Source organism: Calidithermus roseus (assembly GCF_003574095.1).
GTDB lineage: Bacteria > Deinococcota > Deinococci > Deinococcales > Thermaceae > Calidithermus > Calidithermus roseus.
The window spans coordinates 1-16,198 of sequence record NZ_QWLA01000047.1 but is presented as its reverse complement, the minus strand read 5'-3'; the positions used below and the strand labels follow the sequence as shown (position 1 = coordinate 16,198).

At 66.4% G+C, this 16,198-nt stretch carries 20 protein-coding genes; 11 read left to right on the top strand and 9 right to left on the bottom strand.

Translation table 11 applies throughout. From position 1 onward, the window contains the following. Positions 1-116: 116 nt before the first annotated feature. Positions 117-1,349 (bottom strand): MFS transporter, encoded by a 1,233-nt coding sequence (locus Mrose_RS11940; protein ID WP_119278532.1) that lies wholly within the window; start codon positions 1,347-1,349, stop codon positions 117-119. A 28-nt stretch (positions 1,350-1,377) separates the two neighbouring features. Next, entirely contained in the window at positions 1,378-2,268 is an 891-nt protein-coding gene (gene yedA / locus Mrose_RS11935; protein WP_245969870.1) for a drug/metabolite exporter YedA, read from the bottom strand. 256 nt (positions 2,269-2,524) lie between these two features. Between yedA and Mrose_RS11930 the strand changes: the two genes are divergently transcribed. Then, the gene (locus Mrose_RS11930) at positions 2,525-2,989 is read left to right on the top strand and encodes an Lrp/AsnC family transcriptional regulator (RefSeq protein ID WP_119278530.1); all 465 of its coding nucleotides are present in this window, start codon (positions 2,525-2,527) and stop codon (positions 2,987-2,989) included. A 148-nt stretch (positions 2,990-3,137) separates the two neighbouring features. Here the strand turns inward: Mrose_RS11930 and Mrose_RS11925 are convergent, their stop codons facing one another. Both Mrose_RS11925 and Mrose_RS11920 read right to left on the bottom strand, forming a co-directional pair. Next, positions 3,138-3,680 (bottom strand): DNA-3-methyladenine glycosylase family protein, encoded by a 543-nt coding sequence (locus Mrose_RS11925; RefSeq protein WP_119278528.1) that lies wholly within the window; start codon positions 3,678-3,680, stop codon positions 3,138-3,140. A gap of 58 nt (positions 3,681-3,738) precedes the next feature. Further along, positions 3,739-4,329 (bottom strand): cysteine hydrolase family protein, encoded by a 591-nt coding sequence (locus tag Mrose_RS11920; protein WP_119278526.1) that lies wholly within the window; start codon positions 4,327-4,329, stop codon positions 3,739-3,741. A 38-nt stretch (positions 4,330-4,367) separates the two neighbouring features. Here Mrose_RS11920 and Mrose_RS11915 point away from each other — a divergent pair, with 38 nt between their 5' ends. Then, entirely contained in the window at positions 4,368-4,613 is a 246-nt protein-coding gene (locus Mrose_RS11915; protein WP_119278524.1) for a hypothetical protein, read from the top strand. 130 nt (positions 4,614-4,743) lie between these two features. Here the strand turns inward: Mrose_RS11915 and Mrose_RS11910 are convergent, their stop codons facing one another. Continuing rightward, a complete protein-coding gene (locus tag Mrose_RS11910; RefSeq protein WP_119278523.1) occupies positions 4,744-5,337 on the bottom strand; it encodes a biotin transporter BioY in 594 nt (197 codons plus the stop codon). Positions 5,338-5,349: 12 nt separating this feature from the next. Then, a complete protein-coding gene (locus Mrose_RS11905; protein ID WP_119278521.1) occupies positions 5,350-6,258 on the bottom strand; it encodes a biotin--[acetyl-CoA-carboxylase] ligase in 909 nt (302 codons plus the stop codon). Positions 6,259-6,375: 117 nt separating this feature from the next. Between Mrose_RS11905 and Mrose_RS11900 the strand changes: the two genes are divergently transcribed. Continuing rightward, positions 6,376-8,142, top strand: coding sequence for a WD40 repeat domain-containing protein (locus Mrose_RS11900; protein WP_119278519.1), 1,767 nt, complete (start codon positions 6,376-6,378; stop codon positions 8,140-8,142). 24 nt (positions 8,143-8,166) lie between these two features. Here the strand turns inward: Mrose_RS11900 and Mrose_RS11895 are convergent, their stop codons facing one another. The 3 genes from Mrose_RS11895 to Mrose_RS11885 are packed head-to-tail and all read right to left on the bottom strand — an operon-like array spanning position 8,167 to position 9,834. Further along, positions 8,167-8,466 (bottom strand): hypothetical protein, encoded by a 300-nt coding sequence (locus Mrose_RS11895; RefSeq protein ID WP_119278517.1) that lies wholly within the window; start codon positions 8,464-8,466, stop codon positions 8,167-8,169. Beyond that, complete coding sequence (locus Mrose_RS11890; protein WP_245969869.1) at positions 8,463-9,260, bottom strand: cobalamin-binding protein; 798 nt, start codon at positions 9,258-9,260, stop codon at positions 8,463-8,465. The genes Mrose_RS11895 and Mrose_RS11890 overlap by 4 nt, the downstream gene beginning before the upstream one ends. Positions 9,261-9,270: 10 nt before the next feature. Beyond that, positions 9,271-9,834: a cob(I)yrinic acid a,c-diamide adenosyltransferase gene (locus Mrose_RS11885; RefSeq protein ID WP_119278515.1), complete on the bottom strand. Its 564-nt coding sequence runs from the start codon at positions 9,832-9,834 to the stop codon at positions 9,271-9,273. Positions 9,835-9,929: 95 nt separating this feature from the next. Here Mrose_RS11885 and Mrose_RS11880 point away from each other — a divergent pair, with 95 nt between their 5' ends. The 8 genes from Mrose_RS11880 (at position 9,930) to Mrose_RS11850 (ending at position 16,113) form a co-directional block, all read left to right on the top strand. Continuing rightward, the gene (locus Mrose_RS11880; protein ID WP_119278513.1) at positions 9,930-10,619 is read left to right on the top strand and encodes a cytochrome c biogenesis CcdA family protein; all 690 of its coding nucleotides are present in this window, start codon (positions 9,930-9,932) and stop codon (positions 10,617-10,619) included. 53 nt (positions 10,620-10,672) lie between these two features. Continuing rightward, positions 10,673-11,260 (top strand): ABC transporter ATP-binding protein, encoded by a 588-nt coding sequence (locus Mrose_RS11875; RefSeq protein WP_119278511.1) that lies wholly within the window; start codon positions 10,673-10,675, stop codon positions 11,258-11,260. A gap of 123 nt (positions 11,261-11,383) precedes the next feature. Then, positions 11,384-12,058, top strand: coding sequence for a heme exporter protein CcmB (locus Mrose_RS11870; protein WP_119278557.1), 675 nt, complete (start codon positions 11,384-11,386; stop codon positions 12,056-12,058). 114 nt (positions 12,059-12,172) lie between these two features. Continuing rightward, complete coding sequence (gene ccsA, locus Mrose_RS11865; RefSeq protein ID WP_119278509.1) at positions 12,173-12,865, top strand: cytochrome c biogenesis protein CcsA; 693 nt, start codon at positions 12,173-12,175, stop codon at positions 12,863-12,865. A gap of 10 nt (positions 12,866-12,875) precedes the next feature. Beyond that, positions 12,876-12,998: a hypothetical protein gene (locus Mrose_RS19665; RefSeq protein ID WP_275052662.1), complete on the top strand. Its 123-nt coding sequence runs from the start codon at positions 12,876-12,878 to the stop codon at positions 12,996-12,998. A gap of 58 nt (positions 12,999-13,056) precedes the next feature. Next, positions 13,057-13,485: a cytochrome c maturation protein CcmE gene (gene ccmE / locus Mrose_RS11860; protein WP_119278507.1), complete on the top strand. Its 429-nt coding sequence runs from the start codon at positions 13,057-13,059 to the stop codon at positions 13,483-13,485. Between the two features lie 73 nt (positions 13,486-13,558). Continuing rightward, positions 13,559-15,580 carry a heme lyase CcmF/NrfE family subunit gene (locus tag Mrose_RS11855; protein ID WP_119278555.1) on the top strand — a complete coding sequence of 674 codons (2,022 nt, stop codon included), beginning with the start codon at positions 13,559-13,561 and terminating at the stop codon, positions 15,578-15,580. Further along, entirely contained in the window at positions 15,577-16,113 is a 537-nt protein-coding gene (locus Mrose_RS11850; RefSeq protein ID WP_119278505.1) for a TlpA family protein disulfide reductase, read from the top strand. The genes Mrose_RS11855 and Mrose_RS11850 overlap by 4 nt, the downstream gene beginning before the upstream one ends. The last annotated feature ends 85 nt before the right edge of the window (positions 16,114-16,198 follow it).

Here is a 16,198-nt window from a genome sequence, read left to right as displayed (position 1 = left end):
CGGGCCTTTGCTCCACGGAGTCAGCGGCTCGAGGGCACGCGTGGGGACCCCTCCTCGTCAGCGGCCATCCTCCCCACGGAGAAAGGGCGGGCACAAGAGCTGACCCTACTCGACCCTCAAGCCACCGCTGGCCGCAGCGCCCGGCGAATGCCCAGCGAGAGCATTCCCCCCATGATCGCCAGCGCCCCGGCGGCGAAGAAGGCCAGGTTGTACTCGCCCAAAGCGTCGCGCACGCTGCCGCCCGCCCAGGAAGCGAAGGCCGCCCCAAGCTGGTGAGCCGCGAAGACCCAACCGTAGACCGTGCCCACGTTCTGCCGCCCGAAGTTGTCGGCCACCAGGGCCACGGTGGGGGGCACGGTGGCGATGTAGTCGAGGCCGAAGAGGATGGCGAAGGGGACCATGGTCTCGGGGGTCACCGCGTAGGGCAACAGCAGCAGCGAGAGGCCGCGGAACACGTAGTACACGCACAGCAGTTTGCGGGGGTCGTAGCGGTCGGTGAGCCAGCCCGAGCCGATGGTGCCCACGAAGTTCATCGCACCTATCAGGGCCAGCATCCCCGAGGCCACCCCCTGCGAAATCCCGCAGTCCACGGCGTAGGGGATGAAGTGGACCCCGATCAGGCCGTTGGAGGTCGCCCCGCAGATGAAGAAGGTGCCCGCCAGCAGCCAGAAGGTGCTCGAGCGCACCGCCTGTCCCATGACCCCGGCGTCGGCGGTGATCCTGGCCGGTGCGGAGCCGGGCGCAGCCCCCAGGGGTCGCTCCCCGATTTCGGCGGGGCTGTCCTTCATCAACACGAAGATAGGCACTATCGCCACCAGGGCTGTCCCCGCCATAATCCAACTGGCCTCGCGCCAGCCCAGGCCCGTGGCCCAGACCACCAGCGCCGGGATGAAGATGAGCTGTCCCGCCGAAGTGGCCCCCCCGAAGATCCCCGTGACCAGCCCCCGCTGCTTGATGAACCAGCGGTTGGCCACCGTCGCGCCCAGCACGCTGCCCACGATGCCCGTACCCACCCCGCTCACCACGCCCCAGATCAGGTTGAGCTGCCAGACCTGGGTCATGAGGGCGCTGCCCACCATGCTCAGGCTCATCAGCAGCAGGCCGAAGAGGGTAATGCGGCGCGGGCCGTAGCGGTCCATCAGGTAGCCGCTGAAAGGCCCTCCCAGCCCGAAGAGCACCAGGCCGATGGATACCGCCACCGAAATGGTGGTCTTGCTCCAGCCCAAATCCTGCTCCAGCGGCACCAGCAAAGCCCCCGGCACCGAGCGAATCCCAGCAGCGATCAACGTCGCCAGCACCGCCACTGCCACCACGATCCAGCCGTAGAAAATGCGATTGGAGTTCGCCACAGATCCCCCGTTCGTGCAAGGCTACCCTCTAGCGCCGGGCCAGGGCAACCAGGCCCACGCCCAGCAGGATCACCGGCAGGGCCAGCAGGGTGATGAGGGTGATGGGTTCCGCTGCCAGGGCGACCCCCAGCAGCACCGCCACCACCGGGTTGACGTAGGCGTAGCTCCCGGCCAGCGCGGGGCGGACCCGCGACAGCAGGAACATGTAGGCGCTGTACCCCACCATCGAGCCGAAGACCACCAAGTAGGCCCAGGCGGCCAGGGATGAGAGGCTGGGAAGCTGGGTAAAACGCTCACCCAGCACCGAGCCCAGCAGCAGCAGCACCACGCCACCCGCCAGCATCTCGGCGGCGCTGCCCATCATGCCCTTGGGCAGCACCATGTGGCGGCTCCAGGCCGAGCCGAAAGCCCAGCACACCGGGGCCAGGAAGATCAGAAGGGTGCCCAGCAGGTTCGAGCGGAGGTTGCCCTCGAGCATCAGCAACGCCACTCCCGCGAAGCCCAGCGCCATGCCCAGCCACTCGAGGCTGCGGGTCTTCTCCCCCCACAACCGGCCAAACAGCGCCAGCCACAAGGGCATGGTGGCGATGATGGTGGCCGCCAACCCCGAAGCCACCCCCAGCGACTCGCCCAGGGCGACCATCCCCATGCCCCCGCCCATCAACAGCGTGCCCACACGGGCCGCACCCCACCACTCCTGACGGGTGGGAGCGGGAGTGCCGCTCAAGCGAAGTAAGGTAAAAAGCACCCCACCGGCCACGATGAAGCGAACCCCCGTCGCCAGCAGCGCGGGCATGGTCTCGACCATGTACACGATGGCCAGATAGGTCGAGCCCCAGATCAGGTAGAGCGCCAGCAGGGCTCCGAGGACCATCCAGCGGTCGCCAGCGGTACGGGGCAATGCCTTGTGCATCTGCATATTCAGGCCTCGCTTCGTCTTAGCTGTGGGGCTGTTGAGGATCGGACGAGCCCGCCTCGAGCACGTACAACCTGTCCCTCAGCGCGGGAACCCGAATGCTCCCGCTGGCTCAGAAGGGTTGCGAGATCGAATGCGGTTCGGTCATCGTGCGGCGAAGTCATAATCACCTCTGGACAACACCACGAATGGCCCAATGATATACGATAAAACCACCATTCGTCTATATCTTATTCGGGGACGTGGTACAATACCGAATATGGTTCAGCTAGACACCATCGACCGGGCGATTTTGCTCGAGTTGCAAAAGGAGAGTCGCCTTTCTTATGCGGAAATTGGGGCTCGAGTGGGGCTTTCGGCGGCTGCGGTACACGACCGGGTGAAGAAGCTCGAGCGCAAAGGGGTCATCGAGGCGTACAGAATTCAGGTCAACCCCAAAGCCATCGGGCTGCAGGTGACGGCCTTCATCGCAGTACGGCTGCAGAACGACGCCACCTGCGCCGACGTGGCCCCCACCTTCGCCGACTTCCCCGAGGTCGAGGAGTGCCACAGCGCCGCCGGGGACATCGACGTGCTGCTCAAGGCCCGCACCGCCACCCCCGAAGACCTCGAGAAGCTGCTCTACCGCATCAAGCGGGTGCCCGGCGTCTCCCGCACCACCTCGACCGTAGTGCTCTCGACACAGTTCGAGGCCCGGCCACTGATCCCCGTTGAAGCAGAGTAAAGCAAGAGGCGAGGGAAAAGTCCTCAGCAAAGAAAAGTGCATGACGGATTGCACATGGCGTATCGCGTACAACGTATGGCGTACGACCCGATCACCTTTGGCTGTGGGCTAAACGTTCGGCATGTAACATTCCTCAAAGCAAGCCGCGCTAAGCATCCTCAATCACCCGCCACATGTACCACGCGGCGTGAGAGCGGAAGGGGCGGAAGCGCTCGCCGAGGGCCTCGAGTTCGGCCTTTGCGCTCACCCCGTAGACCCGCTCGAGCCCCCTGCGCACCCCGAGGTCGAGCACGGGCCACACGTCGGGGCGACGCAGGCCGAACATCAAGAACATCTGCACCGTCCAGACCCCGATGCCCTTGACCTGGGTCAGGTGGGCGATGATCTCCTGATCGGAGCGCTGCTCGAGGCCCTCGAGGCCGCCCTGCAGGGCGAAGCGCGAGAGGTCGTGGATGAAGCCGACCTTGGCCCGTGAGAGCCCCAGGGCCCGCAGGTCGTCGGGGTGGGCAGCGGCCAGTACTGCGGGCTCGATGGGAAAGCGCTGCTCGAGCCGCTTCCAAATCGTCTGGGCAGCCTTGCCGGAGAGCTGCTGCCCCACGATCGAGCTGACCAAGGTAGGATAGGCCGGCAGCACCTCGGCGACGTGGGGCTGGAAAGGGGCAGGGCCAAAGCGCTGCTGCAGCCCCATCATCAACGGATCGTCAAAGGAAACCGCCCCGTTGGAAAGGAGCGGCTTCCTGCGCTGGGGCCTAGACAAACTGCACCCCGGCGCAGGTGGTGACCTTGCCCTGATACAAGAAGGTGACCTGGCGCAAAGCGACCTCGAGATCGAAGGGGGTGAGGGCGCTGGTGCCGTCCTCGGGCAGGACCACGTTGTACCAGCGCAGCGCGGCACTGCCCGCCGTGTGCAGCACGCAGATATTGGCCACCGTGCCCACCACCACCACGTTCTTGATGCCCCAAAGGTGCAGCAGGTGCTCGAGCTGGGTACCGTAGAAGCCGTCGTAGCGGGCCTTGCGGATGACGGTCTCCTCGGGGCGCGGCTTGAGCGCCTCCACGATCTCGGCCCCCCAGGTGTTCTGCACCACGTGGCGCGGCCAGATGTTGAACTCGGGGTCGTCCTCGGGGTGCCAGTCCTGGGTGTAGACCACCCTGACCCCAGCGGCCCTGGCCCGCTCGAGCAGCCCGGCGATGGGCGGTATGGTCTTGGGCGCGTCCGGGACGAAGAGGGCCCCTTCGGGCTCTACGAAGTCGTTCTGCATGTCTACGATGATCAGCGCACTCTCGCGGGCAGGCAGGGTAACCTGGGACTGTCTGGGAATTTCCGGGACTTCAACCATAGCTCTCTCCGCCTCTATTCTAGGTTGGGGAGCGCGAAATGGACTTCAAGGTTTCCTGGCGCGAAGCGCTGATGCTGGGCGCGACGGTGGCATTAGTGGTGGCCGGGGCACGGGCCCAATCCCAGGGGTTGCTCATGGCGCTGCTGCTGAGCCTGCCCTTCGGCCTGCTGGCTACGCTGCTGTACAAGGCGTTGATGCCTCTGCTCCTGCGCGGGCTGGCTCGAGGCCGCTCGAGCCAGGCGCCGGAGGACGAGGCAGGGGGCGATCAGGGGCCCCAGGGGTGAGAGGTTGTCGGATGCCCTACCCTGTATGTCAGGGCAGCAAAACGCCAGACGCCAAACACCGGCAACCTGAGGTTCCTGGCGTTTAGCGTCTGGCGCACTTTAGATCAGCGTCTTTCGGCCTTCGAGCAGCTCACCTGCGCCCGATGAGCCTCCAAGCCGCAGGCAGCAGGGCGGCAGCGATGATGGCCTTGACCAGGTCGCCGATGAGGAAGGGAATCATCCCGGCTTGCAGCAGGCCCTGAAGTCCGGTGTATTTGCCAATCTGCGCCAGCATGTAGCCCAGCCAAGGCAGGCCCAGCGCGTAGATCAGGAGGTTAGCCAGCAGCATGGCCGCCAGGGTTTTCCAGGAGCTGCGGTCGGTGCCGAAGCGCTCGACCAAGAAGCCCACCAGGAAGGCGGCCAGCGGGAAGGCGACGAGGTAACCGGCGGTGAAGGTAACCGCGGCCCAGGTTTTACCCCCGGCGAAGACCGGGAGCACCAGGCCCTCGAGCAGGTACGCCACCAGGGCCAGGAAGCCCAGGCGGCTGCCTAGGGCCGCACCCACCAGCAGCACGCCCAGGGTTTGCAGGGTGATGGGCACGGGCTGGAGGGGGATGGAAGCTTGGGCGCACAGCGCCACGAACAGGCTGCCGCCCAGCACCAGCAGCAGGTCACGCAGCGCGCTGCGGGTGGGGAGGAGGGTCTTGAGCAGCGGAGTGTAGGGCAGGCTTTGCGTAGGGTTCATTGGGTTCATCACTTAGCCTCCTAATCTGCCGATGAGAGACACGTCACCGGCGGCGATTCGCTCGGTTGCGCCCTGAGACTCTACCACCAAGGCCCCATCCTCGGCTAGGTCCAGGGCCCTGCCCCGCAATTCGCCCCTGGGCGTTTTGACCGTCACCTCCTGACCCAGGGTGACGCTGTACTTCTTCCAGTCCTCCAGGATGCGCTCGGGCTTGGAGAGGTTCTCGTATTGGTTTTCCAGCTCCTCGAGGAGCCGCGCCAGCAACTCGGCGCGGTTCACGGGACCAAACTCGCTCAGCGCCGCCGCTCCCGGGGGCACCGGGGGCCGGACGTTGAGCCCTATCCCCAGGATTACCAGGCCGGGCGAGGAGGTCCCCACCCTGGCCTCGACCAAAATCCCGGCCAGCTTGCGCCCGTCAGGGGCCAGCAGGTCGTTGGGCCACTTGAGCCCGCCCAAGCCCACCGCCTCGCGCAAGGCCACCCCCACCGCCAGCGGCAGCAGGGCGATGGGGCTTCGCGGGCGCAACAGCAAAGAGAAAGTGAGCGAGGAGCCCGGTGTGCTGATCCAGGGACGGCCCATCCGCCCGCGGCCCGCGCTCTGGCGCTCGGCCAGCACCACTGCTCCCTCAGGAGCCCCATCCTCAGCCCACTGACGCAGCACGTCCTGGGTGCTGGTGGTGTGGCCCAAGTAGCGGTAAGGCCTGCCAAAGCTTCCCCGCAACAGGGGCTCGAGCACCTGCGGCAGGGGGGTTCCCGGCTCCACCCGTACTCCCAGGGCCTTGGAGACTTCAATGGGATAGCCCTCGTGGATCAGCCGCTGCACCAAGTAGCGGGCCTGGTCGCGCTCGATGCCCAACTGCTCTCCCAGGCGCCGGCTGGGCTGAAACTGTTCGCTGAGCAGGGTCAGCAACCTTTGTTGCACGTCCTCTATATTACCCTCCCACAGTCAAGACTCCAGCCCTCCACCCTTTAGACGACCCCAACCCTCCCCCGTCAGTGGAGCCTCGAGGCCTACCCACCTGAGGCTAAGCTGTAGGCGATGCGACAACTCTTCTGGCTTCCCCTGCTCGGACTGGCCTGGGCCGCCTCGCTCTCTCCGGCGGGCACGCTTCAGGGCCACCATGGCCCGGTCGCGGCAATGGCGCTGAGCCCGGACGGGCAAACCCTGGCCCTGGCTGCCGATGCCTACATTCAGCTCTTCGGCGTGGATGGACGGCCACGCGGCCTGCTGAGCGGCCACCGGGACACCGTGCGCTCGCTGAGCTACAACCCCGAGGGCACCCTGCTCGCCAGCGGGGCCGCCGACAACGCCGTGTGGCTGTGGAAGCCCGAGGAGCGCCTGGCCCTTCGCACCTACCAGGCCCATTCGGGCGAGGTCTGGGGGCTGCGCTTTAGCCCCAACGGGCGCAGTGTGCTCAGCGGCAGCGCCGACGGCGAGGTACGGCTTTGGAACCTGGGGGGCCAAACCCTGCGCACTTACGCCGCAGGGGGCTGGATCTACGGCCTGGCTTTCGCCCCGGATGGAAAGCACTTCGCCAGCGGGGGGCTCGAGGGGGTCGAGTTGTGGCACACCCAGTCGGCCCGCCCTCTGCCTCTGCTGGGGCCGCAGGGAGTTCATTCGCTCGACTGGAGCCCCAAGGGGCTGCTGGCGACAGGCGACCGCGAAGGGGTGATCCGGCTGTGGGACCTCGAGGGGCGACCTAGAGGACAGATCCAGGCCCACAGTCAGTTGGTCAGCGCCCTGGCCTGGAACCCGGCGGGCCAGTGGCTCCTCAGCGGCGGCCAGGACGGCAAAATTGCAGTGTGGAACGAGGAGGGTCGGCCCGTGCGAAGCTGGCAGAGCAGTTCGGTGCTGTGCGTGGCCTGGAGCCCGGAGGGGGGGGTGATCAGCGGCCACGACGACGGGCGAGCCAGGCTGTGGAGCGCCGGGGGAAGGTTGGTGAGGACCCTCGAGCCCATCGCCGCCTCGGTCAGCGCCCTGGCGCACAGCCCCGACGGGCGTTATCTGGCCAGTGGCGGGCGCGACAAGGAAGTCTGGCTGTGGGACAGCCAAGGACGGGTGCTGCACAGGCTACGGGGGCACGAACTCGAGGTCAGCGTGCTGGCCTTCTCCCCTGACAGCCGCCACCTCGCCAGCGGCAGCGCCGACGGCACCATCCGCATCTGGGAGGTCGCCAGCGGGAGGCCGGTCCAGACGCTGTCCCGCCACGACGGTGGGGTTTCGGCCCTGGCATGGCACCCAGCAGGCAGGGGCCTGGTGAGCGGCGGGCGCGACGAGGTGATCAAGTTGTGGGAGTGGCGCAGCGGCAAGCTCTTGCTGGACTGGCGCGCCCACGAGTTCGACGTGACGGGCCTGGCCTGGGTGGGTGAGAACTTCGTCAGTGCCAGCGCCGACCAGACCATCGCCTGGTGGAACGTACGGGGGCAGGAGTTGCGGCGGGTGTTCACCGGGCAGGGGCCGCTTTACGCCCTCGCCCTCGATCCCAAAGGCACGGTCCTGGCCACCGGCGGCTTCAAGGGCAGCGTTAGGTTGTGGCAAGCGCAAAGCGGGAAAGCTCTGCACACGCTCGAGGGCCACACTAGCGCCGTGCAGGCCCTGGCCTGGGACGTCAGCGGCAGCAAACTCGCCAGTGCCAGCTGGGATAAGACGGTGCGCCTGTGGGAGGTGAACGAGGGCACCTTGACGCAAACCCTCGACGGCTTCGTGCGTCCGGTCTACGGGCTGGCCTGGCCCCAATCGGGCCTGGTGGTCGGCAGCGGAACGCTGAGGCGGGGGGGAACGCTGAGCGTGTTCAGGGCGCGGTAGAGCCGCGTAAGGGGTCGAGGGTTCTCAGCGCTCGAGCGACCACCGACGCCCGTAAGCCCGCACCTCGCTGCCCTGGAAGGCTTGCTCGAGCAGGCCCTGCAAGTACTGGCCCGCTTCGGGCAACAGGCCGCTGCAACCGGAGTGGGTATAGACGAAGACGTAGCGCGGCCAGCGCGGCGACTGGGAGAACACCACACAACCCTCGTACTCGGGGTAACTGGCGTAAAACTCCGACAACAGCGCCTGGAGCGTCTCCTTCGCCTCGGGCAGGGCGTGCTCCTCGGGGGGGCGCACCCACAGCGTGACCACCTTGAGCGCGTTCATCGGCTCACCCCCCAGGCGTAAGGGGACTGGGCCAGGAGTTCGGCCAGGCGTTTGGCCCCCTCGGCCAGCCGGGGACCGGGACGACCCAGGTAGGCTTCCTCGAGGGGAAAAACCTGCCGGTAGCGGAGGGCGGGAACGTCCAGTTCGCGCTTCAGCACCACTTCGGGGCGCAGCTTGCGCACCCCGCACCAGGAAACCGTGATCAGGTCGGGCGCAGCCGCCTCCACCTCCTCTGGAGTGAGGGGCTTGGAGCGCACGTCCAGATGGGCAAAGGCGTTCTCGGCCCCCAGCGCCTCGAGCAGCCCCGTCACCCAACTGCGCCGACCCGCGGCAACCATGGGGCGGGGCCACCACTCCACCATCACCCTCGGAGGCCGGACCCAGCGCGGCAGGCTCCCCCTGGCCTGGGCGATCATCCAGCGCATGGCCCCCACCACGTGTTCCCCCTGGCGAGGCACCTCGAGCCACTGCGCCACCTGACGGATGTCGGAATACACGTCCTGCAAGCTCTCGGGGTCGAGTACTTGGTGGGGAATCCCCCGCTCGGCCAGGCCCTGCACCACCCGCTCCATGCCCGGCACGCTCAGGCTGGCCAGCACCAAGTCGGGCTCGAGGCGCTCGACCTTGTCCAGGTCAATCTGAAGATCGGGACCAACGCGGGGTAGCTGCCTGACTTCGGGGGGAAAATCGGAGTGGTCGTCCACCCCCACCAACCGGTCGAGGCAGCCCAGTGCCCAGACGATCTCGGTGTTGGAGCCCGTCAGACTGATGATGCGCATGTTACGCATGGCCATCGACCATCGGTTATCGACGCTTCTTGACCAGCCATTTCTCTTCAGCGAAGCCCTCGCGCTGGTTGACCACGCGGGCGAGGGTGAACAGCAGGTCGGAGAGGCGGTTGAGGTAGCGCATGGCCTCGGCGTTGACCTCCTCGGTATGCATCAGCTCGACCACCCTTCGCTCGGCCCGGCGCACGACGGTGCGGGCTAGGTGCAAGGCTGCCGCTGCCGCGTGACCGCCGGGGTGGATGAAGCCGGTGAACTTGGGGGCTTCTTCCTGGTAGCGGTCGATGAGGGCCTCGAGCCCCTCCACGTCCTTTGCGTCGATGCGGACCAGGTTCTTCTCGTAGGGGCCGCCAAAGCGGGTGGCGAGGTCGGCCCCGAGGTCGAAGAGGGCGTTCTGGATGTGCTCGAGGTCGACCTGGATGTCGGGGTGGCTCTCGCCCAAGGCGGCCCTGGCTACCCCGATGGCACTGTTGGCCTCGTCCACCGTGCCATAGGCCTCAACTCGAGGGTGATCCTTGGGAACCCTCTCCGCCCCGTAGAGCCCGGTTTCGCCCTGGTCACCGGTCCTGGTGTAGATCTTCATGACTTCAATCTAACCCCTCCCACCCAAATGCGTGCCTCAAGGTCAGTCAGGGTACACACGTCCTCCTGGCGATGGCCTAGCGTAGATCCAGTCGTATGAGCCTGCCTATCGCTTTCCTGGCCGGAATGCTCTCCTTCCTCTCCCCTTGCGTGCTGCCGCTGGTGCCGACCTACTTGCTCTACCTCGGAGGCGACAAGGGGCGCCCGATCCGCAATGCCCTGTTCTTCGTGCTAGGCTTCAGCGCGATCTTCGTCCTGCTGGGGCTACCCTTCACCTTGCTGGGCAGCCTGTTGCTGGGCAGCCGCGACCTGCTGAGCAAGATCGGGGGGGTGGTGCTAGTCCTGTTCGGCCTGTACATGCTGGGACTCAAGCCCGCCTTCCTGACCCGGGCCGTCAGCCTGCGCTACCAGGGCGACACCCAGACCCCCTGGGGGGCTTTCGTGCTGGGCGTGGTGCTGGGCCTGGGCTGGACCCCTTGCATCGGCCCGGTGCTGGGGGCCATCTACACCCTGACCGCCGCGGGCGGCGGGGTCTCCCCCCTCCTGGCCTACGTGCTGGGCCTGGCCATCCCCTTCCTACTGGTCGCACTCTTCGCCGACCGCGTGCGGGGTTTCCTACGCCGCGCCGCCCGGCTTTCCCACGCCTTCGAGATCACCGCCGGGGTGGTGCTGGTGCTCATCGGCGTGCTGCTCGTCACCAACCAGTTCACCATCCTCAACAGCTACCTGCTCAAGATCACCCCGCAGTGGCTCTTGGACCTCGAGAACGGCTTCTTGGGCAGGTGACGCCCGTCTGCTCCTTGTGCAGATCGCTCCGGCTCGTTTAGGCTAAGCCCCCGATGAGTCCCCTGCTCGAGGCCCAATCCCTCTCCAAGCGCTATGGCCGCGACTGGGTGATTCGCGACCTGGATTTTCGCCTCGAGGCCGGCGAGGTCGTGGCCCTGCTGGGGCCCAACGGAGTGGGCAAGACCACACTGCTGCGGCTTCTGGCCGGGCTGATCCGGGCCAGCGGAGGCCAAATCAGACGGCAGGGCAAGGTCGGGCTGCTGGCCAATCCCCCGGCCTTTCACCGGCACTTCACCGGGGAGGAGAACCTGAGCTATGCACTGCGGCTGGAGGGCCACACGCCCAGGGCCAGCACCATCGCCGCCGCCCTCAAGGCGGTGGGGTTGCCCGCGGGCAAGCCGGTGCTGGGCTACTCCAGCGGCATGAAAAAGCGCCTGGCGATGGCCCGGCTGCGGCTGCTGCGGCCCGAGATCTGGCTGCTCGACGAGCCCGAAGCCGCACTCGACGCGCAGGGACGCGAACTGCTCGAGGCCCTCATCCTCGAAGCCAGAACGTCCGGGGGTGTGGTCCTGGCGACCCATGACCGAGACTGGGTCCAGCGCCTCGCCACCCGAACGCTCGAGCTCTCCCCCATCACCTGAAAACGCCATGCTGATGCTTCTTGCTCGCTCGATTCCCAACCGACTCTCAACCCCATGCCCTACGCCCTACGCCATGGGCTTTTTGCGTTCGGTGTTTGGCGTCGGGCCTTCGACGTGCACGCCATGACCCTCCTCACCCGCATCTTCTGGCTGGCCCTGCGCGACCTCACCCTCGAGCTTCGCGGGCGCACCGGGCTCCTGGCGGCGGTGTTCTTTCTTTTCACCATGCTGCTGATCCTGGGGCTGGCCCTCGGCCCCAACCAGGACGAGCTGCGCAAGGCTGCTCCGGGGGTGCTGTGGGTGGCGCTGGCCTTCGCCGGAAGCCTGCTGGCGGGGCGGGCTTTTGGCCTGGAGGTCGAGGACAACACCCTCGACGACCTGTTGCTCATCCCCGGCAGCCGCGAGTGGATCTACTACGGCAAACTGCTTTTTCAGCTTCTTCTGCTGCTGGCCGTCGGCCTGGTGCTGCTTTTCCTGACGGCGGGACTTTTCTACTTGCCCCTTGCGACCTTGCCCGGCATCCTGGTCACGCTGGTGCTGGGAAGCGTCGGCTATGCTTCTGTGTCCACCTTCTACGCCGGGATGCTGGCCCGGTTGCGCGGGCGCGAAGCACTGCTGCCTCTGGTGCTCTTCCCGGTAGTGGTGCCGGTGATCCTGGCCTCAGTGCGGGCTACCACCTTGCTGATGGAGGGCCTGCCGCTGGGCGAGGTGGCCGAGTGGTGGCGGCTGTTGCTGGTCTTCGATGTCATTTACCTGACCCTGTGTGGGCTGCTTTTCCCGTATGTTCTGGAAGGATAGCGTGACCGGGCTCGAGCCAGGCTCAAGGGGAGGCTGACCTCGAGTGTTCACCGTGGGGGTAGTCCTCACATCTGTCTTGTCCGAGAATGGCGTAAGAAGATCAAGGAGACTGCCATGAGTCAAAGCAAACGTATGGACATCCTGACCCTGGCTTCGCTGAGCCTGGGCTTGCTGACGCTGGGGATTGGTGCTTTCCTAGCCTTCACCGCCCCGCCGGCTACCGAGCAGGGGCACGTTTACCGCATCATCTTCCTGCACGTGCCCTCGGCCTGGGTGGGCATGGTTTCGCTTTTCGTAGCGGTGGCCTACTCAATCCTCTACTTGGCCAGGGGCAAGGCCCACTACGACCGCATGGCGACGGCGGTGATCGAGGTTGCGCTGCTGTTTTTGAGCCTGACCCTGATCTCCGGAATGCTGTGGGGCCGGCCTACGTGGGGCGTCTACTGGACCTGGGAGCCGCGCCTGACCACCTTCGCGATCCTGCTGGTGGTTTACATCGGCTATTTCGTGGTGCGAAGCGCCATCGAAGACCCCGAACTCAGGGCCAAGGCCTCCGCTGCCATCAGCATCCTGGGGGCGATCAACGTGCCCATCACCTACATGTCGGTCAAGTGGTGGCGCAGCCTGCACCAGACCCAGACCTTCGACCTCACCACGGGCCGCAGCAACTTCGACCCCGCCATGCTGCCCGCCCTGCTGGTCAACATCCTCGCACTCAGCCTGCTGTTTTTGGCTTTCGTGAGGATCCGCGGCTTACTGGCCGAGCGCGAATCGGCGAAACAGGAGCTGAGCCCTCAGGCGGGCTAAGGGGGTGACCATGGACAACAGCATCCTGCAAAACCCTTTCAACCCGTTCGTGGTGTGGACCTACGTCATCGGGTACGCCACACTGCTGGGCTATCTGGGCTACTTGTTGTGGCGCTACAGGCGGGAGAAGTGAAGCCAAACGTCGAACGCGAGTGGCTACCGGCTATCGGCATCTTTCCACGGAGGTTTAATTGAAACCCAAACACATCATTGGCATCGTGGTGGTGGTAGGAGCCCTGGCTTACCTGATCTTCGGGGGGCTTGGGCGGAACCTGGTGTACTTCTATACCCCCAGCGAGTGCTTGCAAAATCAGGCCACCTGCCAAAGTCGCCAGGTGCGGCTGGGTGGGCTGGTCAAGGCCGGAACGGTCAACTACGACAAGGACACCCTGGATTTGCGCTTCGTCGTCACCGATGGCGTGAGCGAATTCCCCGTGCAGGCCAAGGGCACCCCCCCGGCCCTGTTTGGCGAGAACCGAGGGGTGGTGGTCGAAGGCCGCTTCCAGGAAGGCACCTTCGTCAGCACCAACCTGCTGGTCAAGCACTCCGAGGGCTATCAGGCCCCCAAGGAAGGTTACACGCCCGAGCAGATTCGCAAGCTGATCGAGGAGGCGAAGTGAGCGGGCATCGGTTCGCCTGGGCCTTTCCCGTAACCCGTAACCCGTTGCCCGATCTCCGGCGCCGGAGGTGGCCGTGACCCCTGGCTTGCTGGGCGGAATCGCCCTGCTGGCCACGCTGGTCTTCTCGCTGGTGGGGCTGGTGCTGGCTGGCCTGGCCCTGTGGGCGCAGGACCGGCGCTACCTCGAGGCCGCCCGGCGGGTCGCGCCGATGGCCCTCCTGGCCGCGCTGACGAGTTTCGGAGCGCTGGAGTGGGCCCTGCTGACCCACGACTTCAGCGTGCGGTACGTGGCGCTGCACCACTCGGTCAAAGATCCCCTGTGGGTGACGCTGGTGACGCCCTGGGCCGCGCTCGAGGGCTCCATCCTGCTGTGGGGCACCTTGCAGACGCTGTATACCTGGCTGGTCTCGAGGCGGGTGGACGCCGGGGGCTTCAAGAGTGCCAGCACCACGCCCCTCCTCGATCCCTGGCGGGCCCCGGTGGCCTTGGGGGTGTTGTTCGCCATCCAGGTCTTCTTTTTCGCCGTGATGGTCTTCGTGGCCCACCCCTTCGACGCGCTGCCCAACCCGCCCGCCGACGGGCGCGGTCCCAACCCCCTGCTGCAAAACCACTGGATGATGGCGGTACACCCGGTGCTGATGTACCTAGGCTTCGTGGGGCTGTCGGTACCCTTCGCCTACGCGCTGAGCGCGATGGTAGCCCGCCGCTTCCAGAGCTGGATCTTCGAAACGCGCTGGTGGACGCTGGTGGCCTGGGGCTTCCTGAGCACCGCTATTTTCGCCGGAGCTTGGTGGAGCTACGAGATCCTCGGCTGGGGCGGGTACTGGGCCTGGGACCCGGTAGAAAACGCCTCCTTCATCCCCTGGCTGTTGGCGACGGCTTTTCTACACACCACGCAGGTGCAGGAACGGCGGGGCATGTTCAAGCCCTGGAACTTCGCTTACATCACCCTGGCCTTCGCAGCCACGGTGTTCGGCACCTTCCTGACCCGCTCGGGCGTCATCCAGTCGGTGCACGCTTTCGCGGATGGCCCGGTGGGTGCTCTGTTCCTGGTCTTCTTGCTGGGGGTGCTGGTCGTGGGGCTGGGCCTGTTGAGCAAGGTCAGCGGCGAAGTGCGCGACGCGGGCGAGGTGCGCTGGAAAAGCCGTGAAGGGGCCTTGCTGGCGGGCTCGCTGCTGTTTGGCACCATGGCCTTCGTGGTGGTGATCGGCACCCTCTGGCCGCTGGTGGTGGAGGCCCTGAGCGCAGCCAAGGTCTCCATCGGCGCGCCCTTCTTCAACCAGGTATCAGCCCCCATGGGCGTGGCCGCACTGCTGCTGATGGGGATCGGCCCGGTGCTGCCCTGGCGCAACGCTGGGCCCCAAATCCGCCGTAACCTCCTCCTCCTGGGTTCGGCCCTGCTGGTGGGCACGGCGCTGGGGCTGCTGCTGAGGCTGACGCTGGGCGTCTCCCTCAGCTTGGGCCTGCTGGCCTACAACCTCTGCGCCGTGGGAGTGATGATTGACCAGGGGGTGAAGGAGCGCTCGAGGGCCCTGGGCATCTCGCGCTGGAAGGCTTTCCTCGAGCTCGCCTCCTCTTCGCGCCGTCGCTTCGGCAGCCACATCGTGCACGTAGGCTTCGCCCTGGCCGCCGTGGCCATCGCCTTCAGCCAGACCTACCGCTTCGAGGAGGCCAAAACCCTCAACCTCGGCCAGAGCTGGCAGACCGCCGGCGTCGAGTTGCGGTTACGTAACGTGGGGGTGGAAGACCAGGGCAACCGCCAGTCGGTGTACGCCCTCGTCGAGATGCGGGCAGTGGACCGCCGGGGCCTGTGGGCCGACGGCACCTACACCACCCGCCTCAACTTCTACCCCCAGATGGGCAACCAGGGGCTGGCCGCCCCCGACCTCAAGTACACCCTCTACAACGACTACTACCTCATCCTGCAAGCCTTCGACACCGAGAGAGGACAGTGGGCCACGCTCAAGCTGGTGGTCACGCCGCTGGTGCTGTGGTTGTGGATCGCCGGGGGCATCATCGCCCTCGGAACGCTCTACATCCTCTGGCCCAGCCCTCAGCCTCAGCGTGAGCGAACCGCGGGAGGAGCTACGGCATGAGGCGCTTCTGGCCGCTGCTGATCCTGGCGCTGGGCGGGCTGTTCTGGTGGGGATTGCAGCGCCCTGACCCCAACGCCCTGCCCTCGGTGCTGGTGGGGAAGGCCGCCCCCGGCTTCACCCTGCCGCTGCTGAAGCCCTACCGCGCGGAGTGGGGCGAGAGGCTCGAGCTGAGCCAGCAAGTAGGCTCCCGGCCCATCCTGGTCAACTTCTGGGCCAGTTGGTGCCTGCCCTGCCGCGACGAGGCCCCGCTGCTGGAGCGCTACTGGCGACACTACCGCGACCGGCTCCTGATCGTGGGCATCAACGTGCAGGACAGCGAGGCCAAGGCGCTGGAGTTCATCCAGGAGTACGGCCTGAGCTTTCCCAGCGTCTTCGACCCCAAGGGCACGCTGGCGGTGGACTACGGCACCTACGGCGTCCCCGAGACCTTCGTGATCGATACCCAGGGCAAGGTGCTGCTGCGCCACGCCGGTCCGGTCAGCGAAGCGGCACTCAGGGACATGCTGCGAAAAGTCGGGCTGGAGGTGCTGTGAGCGCCTTGGCTCGAGTCCTGCTGGGGCTGCTGCTGGCGTTGGGTCTTTCGGCTTTAGCCCAGCCGCCCCCCACCACCCCGCCCCC